General features: G+C 65.8%; 11 protein-coding genes. 2 read left to right on the top strand and 9 right to left on the bottom strand.

Annotated elements, in window-relative coordinates; genetic code table 11:
- Positions 1-32: 32 nt before the first annotated feature.
- The 8 genes from AC1Q6X_RS17745 to ybaK form a co-directional block, all read right to left on the bottom strand.
- On the bottom strand, positions 33-1,784 hold the full coding sequence (locus tag AC1Q6X_RS17745) for a cation:proton antiporter domain-containing protein (protein WP_070287752.1): 1,752 nt from the start codon (positions 1,782-1,784) through the stop codon (positions 33-35).
- Positions 1,785-1,890: 106 nt separating this feature from the next.
- Positions 1,891-3,135, bottom strand: a complete 1,245-nt coding sequence (locus AC1Q6X_RS17750; RefSeq protein ID WP_492497955.1) for a metal-dependent hydrolase — start codon at positions 3,133-3,135, stop codon at positions 1,891-1,893.
- A gap of 103 nt (positions 3,136-3,238) precedes the next feature.
- On the bottom strand, positions 3,239-4,900 hold the full coding sequence (locus AC1Q6X_RS17755; protein ID WP_492497956.1) for a GDYXXLXY domain-containing protein: 1,662 nt from the start codon (positions 4,898-4,900) through the stop codon (positions 3,239-3,241).
- Entirely contained in the window at positions 4,897-5,856 is a 960-nt protein-coding gene (locus tag AC1Q6X_RS17760; protein WP_492497957.1) for a DUF2157 domain-containing protein, read from the bottom strand. Before AC1Q6X_RS17760 ends, AC1Q6X_RS17755 begins: the two co-directional genes overlap by 4 nt.
- 48 nt (positions 5,857-5,904) lie before the next feature.
- Positions 5,905-6,195 carry a DUF427 domain-containing protein gene (locus AC1Q6X_RS17765; RefSeq protein ID WP_230502231.1) on the bottom strand — a complete coding sequence of 97 codons (291 nt, stop codon included), beginning with the start codon at positions 6,193-6,195 and terminating at the stop codon, positions 5,905-5,907.
- Between the two features lie 70 nt (positions 6,196-6,265).
- Positions 6,266-6,937, bottom strand: coding sequence for a DsbA family oxidoreductase (locus tag AC1Q6X_RS17770; RefSeq protein ID WP_492497958.1), 672 nt, complete (start codon positions 6,935-6,937; stop codon positions 6,266-6,268).
- Between the two features lie 90 nt (positions 6,938-7,027).
- Positions 7,028-7,645 (bottom strand): glycerol-3-phosphate 1-O-acyltransferase PlsY, encoded by a 618-nt coding sequence (gene plsY / locus AC1Q6X_RS17775; RefSeq protein WP_492497982.1) that lies wholly within the window; start codon positions 7,643-7,645, stop codon positions 7,028-7,030.
- Between the two features lie 124 nt (positions 7,646-7,769).
- On the bottom strand, positions 7,770-8,261 hold the full coding sequence (ybaK, locus tag AC1Q6X_RS17780) for a Cys-tRNA(Pro) deacylase (RefSeq protein WP_230502226.1): 492 nt from the start codon (positions 8,259-8,261) through the stop codon (positions 7,770-7,772).
- Positions 8,262-8,298: 37 nt separating this feature from the next.
- Here ybaK and AC1Q6X_RS17785 point away from each other — a divergent pair, with 37 nt between their 5' ends.
- Complete coding sequence (locus AC1Q6X_RS17785) at positions 8,299-9,276, top strand: endonuclease/exonuclease/phosphatase family protein (protein ID WP_492497959.1); 978 nt, start codon at positions 8,299-8,301, stop codon at positions 9,274-9,276.
- On the opposite strand, the gene AC1Q6X_RS17790 is transcribed toward AC1Q6X_RS17785, so the two are convergent.
- Positions 9,273-11,807 carry a sensor domain-containing protein gene (locus AC1Q6X_RS17790; protein WP_492497960.1) on the bottom strand — a complete coding sequence of 845 codons (2,535 nt, stop codon included), beginning with the start codon at positions 11,805-11,807 and terminating at the stop codon, positions 9,273-9,275. The genes AC1Q6X_RS17785 and AC1Q6X_RS17790 overlap by 4 nt on opposite strands.
- A 391-nt stretch (positions 11,808-12,198) precedes the next feature.
- Between AC1Q6X_RS17790 and AC1Q6X_RS17795 the strand changes: the two genes are divergently transcribed.
- Positions 12,199-13,431: an efflux RND transporter periplasmic adaptor subunit gene (locus AC1Q6X_RS17795; protein WP_492497961.1), complete on the top strand. Its 1,233-nt coding sequence runs from the start codon at positions 12,199-12,201 to the stop codon at positions 13,429-13,431.
- Positions 13,432-13,434 lie beyond the last annotated feature (3 nt).

Consider the following 13,434-nt stretch of genomic DNA (forward strand, 5'->3'; position numbering starts at 1 on the left):
CGGCGACACGCACGTTTGTGCGAAGGTTTTCCCTACGACAATTTTTTCGCCAGCAGCACGGCATTGCGCCGGTCGCGCTCCGCTTGCACGATGTCCGTCGTGCGCGCTTCCGACAGGCCCACCGTGTGCAGCACGGTGGCCGTCAGCTGCAGCGCCGACTCCAGCGCCTCGGGCACGACCAGGGTGGCGCCCGCCTGGATCAGGGCCACGGCATGCGCCTCGTCGCGGGCGCGTGCATACACGGGCAACTGCGGATATTCGCGGCGGATCGATTTGACGGCATGCAGCACGGAGGCCGCATGGTCCATCGTCAGCACCACGGCGGCGGCGCGGTCGGCATTGACCTTTTGCAGCAGTTCCGCGCGCGACGCATCGCCGAAATACACGGGAAAGCCGCGCGGATGCAGGGTCGTCACCAGCCGCGCATCATTTTCAATCGCCACATAGGCGATATCCTGCTCCGTCAACACCTTGGCCAGCAACTGCCCCACCCGGCCGAAACCGGCGATGATGACGGTGCTGCCCTGCGGCGGCAGCGCGCCGTGCGCCAGGTCGGCCAGCTGATGGTGGTGGCGTTGTTCCCACCAGTTGCCGAAGGCGCGCGCCGCCTTGGCCAGCGCCGGCGTGGCGAACAGGCTCAGGCCCACCACCAGCATGACGAACTGCGCCACCTGCGGGCCGATCAGCTTGGTACCGAGCGCATACGCGACGACGATGAAGGCGAATTCGCCGCCCTGCCCCAGCAGCACGCCCGTTTCCACGGCACGCCCCCAGTGAAAGCCGCCGATGCGGAAAATCACGCTGATGACGAGGGTTTTCAAGGCAAACAGGCTCAGCACGGCCAGGGGGATCAGGATGGGCGACTTGAGGATTTCGCGCACGTCGATCTGCATGCCCACCGACATGAAGAACAGGCCCATCAGCAAACCTTTGAAGGGCTCGATCGTCACTTCCACCTCGTGGCGGAATTCCGTTTCCGCCAGCAGCAGGCCGGCCAGCAAGGCGCCCAGCGCCATCGACAAGCCCGCCAGATACGTCAGGCCCGCGATACCGAGGGTGCTGAGCAGGGTCAATGCCATGAACACGTCGGGCTGGCGTTTCTTGACGAAAAACTGGAACAGCGGGCGAATCACGCGGCGGCCCAGCAGATAGATCAGCAGGATGGCGCCCGCCGATTTCACGGCCGCAAAGCTGAGCAGATAGGCCAGGTCGTCGCTGCGCCCGCTGGCGAACACGTCGATCAGGATGAACAGCGGCACCACCATCAAATCCTGGAACATCAGAATGGAAAAGCCCGCCTGGCCGGCCGGCGTCTGCAGGGAGCGCTGGTCCGTGAGCAGCTGCATCACCACGGCCGTCGACGACAGCGACAGCACCAGGCCCAGCACGATGGACGCTTCCAGCGACAAGCCGAAGTAATACGCGACGCCGCCGATCAGGCAGGCGCTGACGGCCACCTGCCCCACGCCCGCGCCGAACACCCAGCGCCGCAGCGCCCACAGCCGTTCCGTCGACAGTTCCAGGCCGATCATGAACATCAAAAACATCACGCCCAGCTCGGCCAGGCCGCTGACCTGCTCGGCGCGCACGAAGGAAAAATACGTCAGCCATGGGAAGTCGCCGGCCCACAGGCCGAAGCCGAACGGGCCGAACAGGGCGCCCACGGCCAGGAAGCCGAGCACCTGGTTGACTTTCAGGCGTTGCAATAGCGGAATAAAAATCCCGGCCAGGGCGAGAAACAGCAGGGTTTCCCGCAGATACGGTAAGGCGTGTTGCTCTTCCAAGATAATCCTAACTCAATGACATGCATGCTGAATTGATAATTGTCGCATGCTGGGCGACAGAGAAGTATGGGCACACATGATATTTTTCCACAAGGCAATAAAACCGCTACGGACGAATCGCTTGCGGCGGCGCCAGCATATCGGCACGGGGGCGGTCCCAGCCCGGCACGTAGGCGGGACACGGCCTGCCACGGAACTGCTGCAGCTCGACGGTCGTGAAATTGGGCAACATGCCGGGGTTGAAACGCACGTCCGTCAGCTTGTCCGCATTCAATCGGGGCATGCGGGCAAAGCGGAACCAGGCGTCGACATAGCAATTTTCTTCCTGCAGCGCACGCAGAGCGGCCAGGCTGCCCGCCGCCTGGGCGGAGACGGCGATGCCGGGCGCCAGTTGCCGTCCTTGCTTGCTGGTTTCCGCCAGCCCGGCCGGACAGGCGGCGGGCGCCAGCGATGCGGGCAGCAGGCTCAGGGTGCCGCGCCGCAGGGTGTACACGTCCGTCTTGCTGTCGAGCGAGACATAGATCCAGCACAGGGGATTGCTGGGAAACGCCGTCATCGCCACGTCCCACACGCGCGTGCCCGGATCGAGCCGCTGCACGGCCGCCTCGATGCGCGTACGGCCGATGGCCGACGCCACGCCCTGCGTGCCGATAAACGTGGCCGCCAGCGCGAAGGCCAGCAGCAGCGGTCCCCGCCCCCGCTCGCCGGCCCGCCCTTGCAGCACGGCCAGCACCAGGCCCAGCGTCAGCAGCACGGCCAGCGCGGCGGGCGCCAGGTAGGTTTTATAGGTAAAGAAGCACAGGGCCGCCGCCAATCCGGCCAGCAGCACGCTTTTGACGATACCGTAGCGCAAGGACATGATCACGGGCACGCCCAGCAGCACCCAGAACATGGGTTCGACAATGAAGACCATGTCGCCATACAGCCAGCGGCTGTCGAACGGATAGAACGGGTGCAAGCCATAGGAATTGAGGAAATCCATGCCCATGTGCAAGCAGAATCCCAGCAGCAGACAAGCCGCCAGGCCGATGCGGGCCGGCACGCTTTCCTTCAGCAGCCGGCGCGCGCCGGGCCACAGCAGCCACAGCAGGGCCAGCAACAGCAGCGCCTGCGGCAAGGCCAGCAGCAAGGTATGCGTGTGGCCACGGTGATGCAGCATGTAGCCGAACGGACGCGGCAGCAGTTTCGTGAGGACCAGGTCCAGGTCGGGCGCGTTGCTGGCAAACCAGGCCGTAAACAGAAACAGCGCACGCCGGGTGCGCTGTGCGGGGGCTTGCGGCTCGGGCAGCAGGCTGCGGTGTACCAGTTCGCCGACCCCGAGGCCGATGACCGAATGCGTAATATTATCCATCGGGCAATTTTACAGGATGCGGCCCCCCCAGGAGCAAAGACTGGGGTTGTACCCTCAGGGTACGACCCCCGGATTCTGCCATGGGGTTTGTTCAATCAAGCGGCTACAGCGCCTGTAAATCTTCCCCACGCATGCCTACCAGCAAGGCGCGGCCATCGGGCAGGATACGGAACTCGCCATAGCGCGCCTTTTCCCAGCGCGCCGCCTCGCCTTCCTTGAAAAACCAGGCATCGCTGACCAGCACCCAGTTGCCATCCTTCGGCGTCAGCTCGAGCAGGAATTCGCCGGGCGCCAGCGCCTCCCTCGTGTACGGGCGCAGCAGTTCGGCCACGCCGCGCGCATCGCGCCGGGCCACCACGAAGGGACGGCCCGGCGCCCGCTCCACGCTGGCCAACGTGGAGAGGACGCCCAGGTTGACGAAATTGAGGCGCATGTAGTCGCCCTGCATCAGCGAGCGGGGATCGACGGGTTCCAGCGCCACGAAGATGGCCTCGCCCTTGGCAATCAATTGCTCCTTCTGCCAGATGCCGATATTGGCCACCAGCAGCACCAGCAGCAAGCCGCCCAGCGCACCCAGGCGCAAGAAGCGGCGCTCGGCCGCCACGTCCGCCGGTTTGCTTTCCACCAGGTGCAGCACGGCGCCGCGCGTGGCCAGCCACGACAGGGCGCACAGCACGGCGCCAGCCACGGCCAGCAGCGCCGCCTTGCTGGCCAGCGGCCAGGCCAGCTGGTAATAAAAGCTGCCGATGATCCACGCCGCCGCCAGCGCGGCCGCGACGGCCACGCGTGTACGCCCGCTCGTCACGCAATACGCGAGGATCAGCAGCACGGGCCCCAGCGCCGGCATGAACCACGCCAGCACGATCAGCACCAGGGCCACGCCGATGACGGGCAACTGGCGCAGCGCCGGCCAGCGCCAGCCCGTCCAGGCGGCGGCCGCCGTGGCCAGCACGAGCGAGACGCCGTTCAACGCTTGCGCATACCAGGCGCCGGCATGGTGCCTGCTCACTTCGCGCGCCACTTCGCCCGTGAAGCCGCCACCCAAGGCACCGCCCAGCATGAAGGTCATGCCGGACCAGAAGACCAGCCCCAGCAAGATGGCCAGGACCCACCCCGTCGACAGCGATTCCAGGAAGGCGGCGATGGGCGCGCCGCGGCCATCGTTGAAGGCTTGCTTCTGCAGCCAGTGGGCCGCCAGCCAGAGTGCCAGGGCCAGCATCCAGGCCAGATACAGTTGCGTCGGGTCGTTATCGAAGATCCAGTCGCGCGTGCTGTCGACGATGCCCAGCCCCAGCAAGCCGCAGGCGACCAGCCCCAGCAGCACGCGCAGCCAGTCGCGCGGCAAGGCGGCGGCCACCACCAGGGTTGCCAGGCACAGCAGCAGCGACGCCGTCTGCGTGGAATAGTCGCGGTACAAGGCGTAGCCGAGCAAGCCGCCGCCCACCAGCAGACAGGGCACGGCCAGCTGCTCGACAAACAGCGCCACGCCGCGCGCGCGGATCAGCAGCACGGACACCACCAGCACGATGGCGGCCACGACATACGCGCCGGGACCGTGGCGCACGACGCTTTCCAGGCCCACGCCCAGCGCAATCATCAGCGGGATGGCGGCAAGCCAGGCGCCGAAGGCCGTCATCAGCACCAGCGGCCACGGCCGTACATCCTGCACGGGGCGGCTGGCGTTGGGCGGCAACAGGCCGGCGCGCGTGGCATCGTCGATCAGGGTGGCGAGCGCATCGTCGCGCTGAGTGTTCATCTTGCTCATGCCGCCTCCTGGCGCGTGCGCCACAGAATGCCTTGCACGGTCAGCGCCAGCAGCACGGCTGCCAGCAAGCCCAGCGTGGCCAGCGCGCCGACGCCATCGCCATGACCGTTGAACAGCACGTGCGTCAGCCCTCCCACCAGCAAGGTATTGATACCGAGCGCGACGGCGCTCAGGCCGAACACGTCAAAGTAGCGGCGCGTGGCCAGCAGGGCAGCGGCGACGGCCAGCAAGCCGAGACCGGCCCAGTACGGCGATTCGATCTCATTGCCGAACAGGGCACTGACGGCCGTGCCCGTGATAAGGATGGTGGCGAGTACCAGACCCAGGCGCAAGGCCCAGTTACCCGCGCCCGTCCAGCGCGCCAGCAGGGGCGACACGAACGCACAGGCCAGCAGCACGGCCAGCCAGCCGCTGACGAAAATGGACAGGTCGGCCGAATCGATGCGCCAGCTGTGGCGCGCATGCGCCTGCATCCACAGGGCGGCGGCCGTCGACAGTATCAGCATCCACGGCGTCCACAGCACGTCGCTGCGCGCGACTAAACACAGGGGCAAGGCCAGCACAGCCCACAGGGCGAACAGTTGCCACGGATCGGCGCCCGTCTGGTAGGTCTGGCCGAAATACGCGAACAGACCGCCGATGGCCAGCAAGGCCATCAGCAGCAGCGGGATGCGCGCCTTGGGTACGGCGAAGGCGCCCACGCAGGCAGCCGCAAACACGCCTTGCAGCAGGGCAAAGCGGCCCATGCGGCCCAGGTCTTCCCAGTTGGCGGCGACCCAGCAGATCAGGCCCATGCCCAGCAGCGCGGCGCCCAGCACGGCCACGCAGCGCGGCAGCCAGTAGGCCAGGCGCGCCGGTTCGCGCTGGAAACCGGCCGCTTCCTGCAACTGCCGGGTTTGCTGGGCATCGAGCGCATGGGCCGAGGCGAGTTGGTACACGGCGAGGCGTAAATCCATCGTCTGCTTTCTTTGTCAGGGCTTTGTCAGGAAATAGGGGGAGTCAGGTCAGCGCTCGACGCTCACGCCGCGCCAGAAGGCGACGTGGCCGGCAATTTGCTTGGCGGCATCCTTGGGCTGGGGGTAATACCAGGCGGCGTTGGCGTTCGTCTGGCCATCGACGACGACATCGTAATAGCTGGCCGTGCCTTTCCACGGGCAGACGCTCGTGTGGCTGCTGGGACGCAAGTACTCCTGCGTCACCGCCGACAAAGGAAAATACACATTGTTTTCAACGACTTGCACCTGCGCATCGGTGGCTTGCGCGATGACGGCGCCATTCCAGCTGGCTGTTGGCATTTGACTATCCTCCTTCTGCGCCGAGTGTAGCGCAAAAAGTCCGCCATGGCGCGCGCCATTGGCGCCCCGTTCAGGCGCCGCTGATGATCTGGCGCAAGGCTTGCTCAAAGACTTCGGGCGGCTGGCCGCCGGAAATCAGGTGGCGCTCGTTGATGATGACGGCGGGCACGGAATTGATGCCGTTCTGCTGATAGAAGCGCTCCTGCGCGCGCACCTCGTCCGCATAGGCATCGGACGCCAGCACTTCGGCCGCTTTCGCGGTATCGAGGCCCACGTCGCCCGCGACTTTCAGCAGCACCTCGTGCGAGGACGGATCCTGGCCCTGCGTGAAGTAGGCATCGAACAAGGCCATCTTGAGTTCCTTCTGGCGCCCTTCCAGAGCAGCCCAGTGCAGCAGCCGGTGCGCATCGAAGGTGTTGTAGATGCGCCCGCGCTTGTCCATGGCAAACGTAAAGCCCAGCTGTTCGCCGCGCGCGCGGATCGCTTCGCGCGACTGCGCCATCTGTTCCGGGGTGGAACCGTATTTGCGGGCGATGTGTTCGCCGATATCCTCGCCCTCGGGCGGCATATTGGCGTTCAGTTCGAAAGGCTGGAAGTGGATGTCGGCCTGGACGGTGCCGTCCAGCTTGGCCAGCGCCTGCTCCAGCGACTTCAGGCCCACCACGCACCAGGGGCAGGAAACGTCGGAAACGAAATCGATACGGATAGGGGTGGGTGTGGCGGAGGTGGTGGAAACGGTCATGGTGGGCAGCCTTTGCGCGAGTCGGTGGCGGCCGCACCGCGCGGCGCCGCAAGCACAGCATATGCGTGCGGGCCGCGGGAAATCAAGCGCTTACTTTTTCTGCACGGGCGCCTTGGCCCCATCCTTCTTGCCGCCGATCTTGCTTTCTTTACCAGCGAGCAAGTTCGCGATGTTCTGGCTGTGGCGGTACGCCAGCAGCACGCTCATGACGATGACGGCCAGCAAGATGGGATCGACGCCGAACAGCAAGCCATAGTAAAACGGCGCGAACAGGGCCGCCACCAGCGCTGCCAGCGAGGAATAGCGAAACGCGTAGGCGATGATCAGCCAGGTGGCCAGGGTCGCCAGGCCCAGCCAGGGATTAATGCCCAGCAACACACCGAGGGCCGTGGCCACACCCTTGCCGCCGACGAAGCGGAAGAACACGGGCCACAGATGGCCGAGGAAGACGGCGATGGCGACCAGGGCCACGGCCATGTCGCCCACACCGAGCGCGCTGGCAAAATGGTCGGCCAGGAACACGGCCAGCCAGCCCTTGGCGCCATCGCCCAGCAGGGTCATGATGGCCGCGCCCTTGTTGCCGCTGCGCAGCACGTTGGTGGCGCCCGGGTTTTTCGAGCCATAGGTGCGCGGATCGGCAATGCCGTAGACCTTGCTCATCACCACGGCAAACGATATAGAGCCGAGCAAGTAAGCGGCCACTGTCATTGCCACGGTTGTGATTACTGGATTCATTTCTTCCCTTTATTGTGTTTATTGCACCAGCATCGAGGCTGGCGCAGCAGAATATACACCAGCGTCCAGTCCAGGGACAGGGCGGCGTCTGGTTTTCTTAATCTTGCAGCGCGCACTGCACCGGCTTGGCCTTGAGCAAGTCAAGCAAGACCTGCGGCGCCAGCGAGACGAGGAAACCGCGCCGCCCGCCATTGATGTAAATGCGCGGCAAGTCCAGGATCGATTGCTCCACGTACACGGGCATGGTCTTTTTGGTGCCAAACGGCGAGGTGCCGCCGATCATATAGCCGGAATGGCGCTGCGCCACCTCGGGCTTGCACGGCTCGACGGACTTGCAGCCGATGCCGCGCGCCAGGTTCTTGGTCGACACCTTGCAATCGCCATGCATGAGCACGATCAGCGGCTTGGCCGCCTCGTCCTGCATCACCAGGGTCTTGATCACTGCGTGTTCCGGCACGTTCAATTCGCGCGCCGAGACGCTGGTGCCGCCGTGCTCCTCGTAAGGATACGGGTGTTCTTCGAAGGAAACTTGATGCTTGCGCAGCAGCTGCGTCGCCTGGGTTTCGGAAATATGCTCTTTTTTAGCCATGCGTGATACGCTGATCGTTCAGTGAGGAGTGCTAATTATGCAGGAAGAAATCCGCTTTGCCACATTCAATGTCTGCAACCTCGCCCCCGCCGGGGCGAAATTGTATGACAACCTGGAACCGTTGAGCCCGGCGCAATACGAGGCCAAGGCGGAATGGACGGCGCGGCAGATCGACCTGCTCGACGCCGACGTGATCGGATTCCAGGAAATTTTCTCGCAGGCAGCCCTGCGCGACGTGCTGTCGCGCACGCGCCATTACCGCGCAGCCACGCTGGCCGGCTACGATGCGATGGATATTGCCGGACGCATGCTGCCCACGGTGGCGCTCGTGTCGCGCCTGCCGCTGGCCGGCGCTGGTGTTGCCTGGGCGAATTTTCCCGCCGGCGTGACCGTGTCCGCCGACAGGCAGCCCGCCGACGACAACGCCTGCCGCTTCGCCCGCGCGCCCCTGCATGTCCAGGTCATCTTGCCGGGCGGACAACTCACGGACGTGGTCGTCGTGCATTTGAAATCGCGCCGGCCCGACTACCGCCATGGCGACGGCAACGATGCCATCGCCTATGCGCTGGCCAACCTGCGTTCGCTGCAGCGGCGCGGCGCGGAAGCCGTGGCGCTGCGCGTGCTGGCAAGCGAGCTGGGCCATACTGGCCGTCCCCGCATCGTGCTGGGCGACTTCAACGACATCGCCAATGCCGTCACGACGGCCATCGTCATGGGCGCCGGCGCGCCGTGCGAACCGGGTGCCGAAATGCGCGCGCGCCTGTACGACGCCAACGCCATCGCCCTGCGCCAGGACGCCCTGCGCCACGCGGGCTACACGAATATTCACGACAGCACCTACATGACGATCGACCATATCCTCGTGTCCGAACATTTTCATCCCGCCTCGCCGCGCGCCATCGGCGTGCTGCAGGAAGTGACGTATCTCAACGACCATTTGCTGCTGGGCTTGCCGCATGCCTCCGACCATGGCCAGGTGCTGGCACGCATCAAGCTGCTGGGCAACATTGACTAATTCAATAACTTCGCCAGCGTGCTGCCCGCGACTTGTGCGCTGGCAAAGCGCCCCTGGTATTGCTGGCAGCCCTGCCCCCGCAGATACGCCAGCTGCTGCGCCGTTTCCACGCCTTCGGCGATCACCGTCAATTGCAGCTCGCGCGCCATGGCGATGATGGTGGCGGCCACGGCCGTGTCGGACTCACCTGCCGCGCCGTCCGCCGCGGCCGGCAGGAACGACGGGTCGATCTTGAGTTGATCCACCGGGTAATGGCGCAGATTGGCCAGGCGCGAATAGCCGGTGCCGAAGTCGTCGATGGCCAGCCTGGCGCCCAGCGCACGCAGCTGCGCCAGCACGCCGGCCAGGCGCGCGCCCCCTTTCATCAGCAAGGATTCCGTCACTTCCAGTTCCAGGCAGGCGGCGGGCAAGCCCGACACGGCCAGCGCCTCTTGCACGCTGAGCAATAAGTTATTGTGCAGGCACTGCGCCGGCGACAGATTCACGGCCACTCTCCAGGCATGGCCCGCATCGTGCCAGGCGCGCGCGCGGCGGCAGGCTTGCTGCAGCACCCAGTTGCCGATCGACACCATCAAGCCGCATTCCTCGGCCACAGCAATGAAACGCTCGGGCGGCAACACGCCCAGTTGCGGGTGGCGCCAGCGCAACAGCGCTTCGGCACCGAGGATTTGCCCGCTGGCGACATCGAGCGCGGGCTGGAATTCGAGCACGAACTCGTCGCGCCCCAGCGCTTCGCGCAAGCCCTGCTCCAGGCTGGCCCGCTCGACGATTTGCGCATTCATCTCGGCATTGAAAAACTGGAAATTGTTGCGCCCGCTTTCCTTGGCGTGGTACATGGCGATGTCGGCGTTGTGCACGAGGCTATCGATGCTGTCGCCGTCGCTGGGAAAGATGGCCACGCCGATCGAGGTCGACACATGCAATTCGTACTCGCCCAGCTGATAGGGTTGCGTGACGGCATGCAGCAGGCTGGCCGCCACGTGGGCCACCTGGTCGATACCGCCCACCTCTGCCAGGATGATGACGAACTCGTCGCCGCCATGCCGGCTGACCGTATCGACGCCGCGCACGCAGCGCACGAGGCGCCGCGCCACTTCCTTGAGCAGCAAGTCGCCCACGTGGTGGCCCATGCTGTCATTGATGTGCTTGAAATGGTCGAGGTCCAGGTACAGGATGGCCAGCATGCTCAGCTTGCGCCGCGCGGCCGCCAGCCCCAGCGACAGCCGGTCGAGCAGCAGCACGCGGTTCGGCAAGTCGGTGAGGAAATCGTGCTCGGCCAGGTGGCGCGTGTGCTCCTCGTTTTTCTTGCGCTCGCTGATATCGCTGAGGATGGCCAGATAATTGCTCAATTGCCCCTGCGGGTCGCGGATGGCCGTGAGCGACAGCCAGGCCGGATAGCGCCCGCCCGCCTTGCGCTGGCCGACGATGTCGCCTTGCCAGTAACCGTTGGCATCGACTTCGTCCCACACGTGGTCGAAAAATGCGGGCACGTCCGGCTCGACGCCGTGCGGGACGAAGGGCTTGCCCAGCATGTCGTCGAGGCTGTAGCCGCTGATCTCGCTGTACGCGGGATTCATGCTGACGACGTGCTGCTGCGGGTCCATCACGACGATGGCCTCGCGCGCATGCTCGACCACCTGCGCCGACAGGTACAGGGCCCGCTCGGCCAGCTTGCGCGAGGAAATATCACGGATCACGGCGTAAAACAGATAGCTATGGTCGAGCGTGACGGACGTAAGCAGCACTTCGCCCCAGAACAGCTGGCCCGTGCACGTCTGGTAACGCCAGTCGTAGCGGCAGTTGCCGTCGGCATGGGCCTGCGCCGCCAGCTGCGTGCCGCGCAACGAGGACAATGCGCCATCGGGCTGGCGCAAGGGCGAAAAGTCGCTGAGGCGGCGCCCCAGCAGGCGTGTCCGGTCTTCGCATTGAAACAGGGCGATGGCGGCCGGATTCGCCTCGGCGATGTGCTCGTCGCGCAGCAGCACGATGGCGTCGGCCGACTTCTCGTACAGCTGGCGGAAATTGTCTCCCATCAGCAGCAGGGCGCCCTGCGCCGCGTCATCCTGGCCGCTGGGCGTGATGTCGGCATCGATGCAGACCACTTGCCGCACACGTCCAGACTGCATGACCGGAAACACGGTGGAACAGATGCAGCGCGGCGCGGCCCCGTCGGCATCGAGTTTCCACAGGCGCATGCCGCGCGCCTTGCCGCTCTCCCACACGGCCGCCAGTTCGCCGCTAACTTCCTCGGCCAGGGTGGCGGCACCGGGCAGCGAAGCGGCCACCCTGGCCCACGGCTGGCCCAGCGCCAGCTCGGCCGCCACGCCATACAGGCGCGCCGCACCCGCGCTCCAGTAGCGCACGATGCCGTCGCGGTCGATACCGCGCACGGCCAGGCCGGGCGCCTGTTCGACGGCGGCAACGATGATGGACAGCAAGTCGAGCGCCTTGCCGACCGGCCCCGCCTGCGGTTCGGCCGCGGCCAGCAAACGGCCCGGCGACGGGGCGGCTCCGGCAATCCGATCAGACATCAGCCCCCCCGTGGCGCGGCCGCGCGGCAACCGGCGGGCAAATGACCTGTCCGGTAGCGCAACCATCCCGACCATTCTTGCGCGCCGGCGAATCGGCTTCTTGAGAAGGCGCAAGCATCGTGACGTGGACGGCGCGCATGCTGGCGATGGTCTTTGGTCGCCGTTTTTTGCATTCCAGCCCCGATTTTGTGCAATCTGTCGCACGGCGATGGCGGCCGGACTTGAATCTTCCTAAAGTGGCAACATGCGCATCGCCGTGAACGGCCGCAGCGGCAGGCGTGTCGTCTGCGGCCGCCACGGTGATGCGCTACCCGAATTCCCCCGGCCTGCCGCAGGCCGGCCGCACCGAGACCTGGCGCCGAAGCCCTGCGCCGCTCCTGAAAAAAAACCTATGAAAAACGAGCCCCTGCCCCCCGCCTCTCCCCTTGCCGCCACGCGCCGCCGGCGCTGGCGCACGCCCCTCTTGATCCTCGTCGTGCTGGGCCTGGCCGGCGGCGGCTGGACCGTGATGCAGTCGAAGCAGCAGGCAGCCAAAGTTGCTGAACAGCAAGCGAACAAGAAGAAGGAACAGGAAAAGACGCCCGTGCATGAACTGGCGCAGGGCGACGTGGCCGCCATCGATGCGCGCGCCCTCAGTATCAGCCTGCCCCTGTCCGGTTCGCTGGCCCCCGTGACCCAGGCCACCATCAAGGCCAAGGTTTCCGGCGTGATCCAGGAAACGACCTTGCAGGAAGGCCAGCAAGTAGCCAACGGGCAAGTCCTCGTGCGCCTGGACGCGGCCGACCTGCGCGCCCGCCTGACGCAGCAGCAGGCCATGCTGGACGAAGCGCAGGCGCGCCTGTCGATGGCGGCCAAGAATGAAGCGAACAGCCAGGCGCTGCTCAAGCAAAAATACATTTCGCAGACGGCCTACGACACGACGCAGAATTCCGTCGACCTGGCGCGCGCCAACGTCAAGTCCGCCGCCGCCATGGTCGACATCGCCCGCATCGCGCTGGCCGACACGGTGATCCGCGCGCCGATGGCCGGCATCGTCAGCAAGCGCCATCTGCAGGCGGGCGAAAAAGTCGCGCCCGACATGCCCGTCTACACCATCGTCAACCTGGCCCAGCTGACCCTGGAAGCGCCCGTGCCCAGCGCGGAGATTCCCCGCATCAAGCTGGGCCAGGACGTGCACTTCAAGGTCGACGGCTTCGGCGCGCGCGACTTCGCCGGCAAGGTCACGCGCATCAACCCCACCACCGAGAGCGGCTCGCGCGCCATGCTCGTCTACATCGCCGTCGACAATGGCGACGGCGCGCTGCGCGGCGGCATGTTCGCCAAGGGCAGCATCGTCACCGAACGCTCGGCCGTGGCGCCGCTGGTGCCCTTGACGGCCGTGCGCAACGAAAAGCAGGGCCCCGTCGTGTATGCGCTGGTGAACAACAAGGTGGTCGCGCAGCCCGTCACACTGGGACTGCGCAACGAGGATGAAGGCTATGCCGAGGTCAAGTCGGGCCTGGTGCCGGGCGCGAAAGTCATCGTCGCCAAGCTCGATGGCGTGAAACCGGGCCACGGCGTGACCTTCGCCGCGCCCGCCACGGCCCCTGCCGCGCCGGCGGCCGTGCTGGCACGGAAGGATTAAGCC

It is taken from the genome of Janthinobacterium sp. GW823-FHT06H09, assembly GCF_058794735.1.

Coding starts and splice junctions, on each gene's coding strand:
- AC1Q6X_RS17750 (WP_492497955.1), bottom strand. CDS start 3,135: ATGGATAATATTACGCATTCGGTCATCGGCCTCGGGGTCGGCGAACTG.
- AC1Q6X_RS17755 (WP_492497956.1), bottom strand. CDS start 4,900: ATGAGCAAGATGAACACTCAGCGCGACGATGCGCTCGCCACCCTGATC.
- AC1Q6X_RS17760 (WP_492497957.1), bottom strand. CDS start 5,856: ATGGATTTACGCCTCGCCGTGTACCAACTCGCCTCGGCCCATGCGCTC.
- AC1Q6X_RS17765 (WP_230502231.1), bottom strand. CDS start 6,195: ATGCCAACAGCCAGCTGGAATGGCGCCGTCATCGCGCAAGCCACCGAT.
- AC1Q6X_RS17770 (WP_492497958.1), bottom strand. CDS start 6,937: ATGACCGTTTCCACCACCTCCGCCACACCCACCCCTATCCGTATCGAT.
- plsY (WP_492497982.1), bottom strand. CDS start 7,645: ATGACAGTGGCCGCTTACTTGCTCGGCTCTATATCGTTTGCCGTGGTG.
- ybaK (WP_230502226.1), bottom strand. CDS start 8,261: ATGGCTAAAAAAGAGCATATTTCCGAAACCCAGGCGACGCAGCTGCTG.
- AC1Q6X_RS17785 (WP_492497959.1), top strand. CDS start 8,299: ATGCAGGAAGAAATCCGCTTTGCCACATTCAATGTCTGCAACCTCGCC.
- AC1Q6X_RS17790 (WP_492497960.1), bottom strand. CDS start 11,807: ATGTCTGATCGGATTGCCGGAGCCGCCCCGTCGCCGGGCCGTTTGCTG.
- AC1Q6X_RS17795 (WP_492497961.1), top strand. CDS start 12,199: ATGAAAAACGAGCCCCTGCCCCCCGCCTCTCCCCTTGCCGCCACGCGC.